Raw genomic sequence first — 481 nt, forward strand, 5'->3', positions numbered from 1 at the left:
CTGTCCAACGGTGCCTGTCCAACGGTGCAGTGATCAACATCGAAGCCGGCAAAACGTCCGGTTCCGTGGTGGTCGATACCCCGGCGAATGACGTCTACAAAAACGGCAGCACCGTCAGCACCACCATCGAAAGCACCACCGGCGGCAACTTCGAGCAGCTGACCCCAAGCACCACCCCGGCGGTCACCACGATCACCGACTCGATCGATAACACCGGGCTGACGCTCACCGCCAATAACACGATTACCGAAGGCGGCCAGATCACCTACACCGCGACCYTGAGCAAYCCGGCSGGCACGCCGATGACYGTCACGCTCAGCAATGGCGCCATAATCAACATCGAAGCCGGTAAAACGTCCGGTTCGGTGGTGGTCGACACCCCGGCCAACGACGTCTACAAGAACGGCAGCACCGTCAGCACCACCATCGAAAGCACCACCGGCGGCAATTTCGARCAGCTGACCCCGAGCACCACCCCGGC

The 481-nt window shown here is 61.6% G+C and carries 1 protein-coding gene; it reads left to right on the forward strand.

The features are described 5' to 3' along the window. Nucleotides 1–481 (forward strand): immunoglobulin-like domain-containing protein (locus AC1DH9_RS30885; protein ID WP_477809553.1); only part of this gene is annotated, 481 nt, incomplete at both ends.

The organism is Pseudomonas sp. 05T35 (assembly GCF_056396605.1).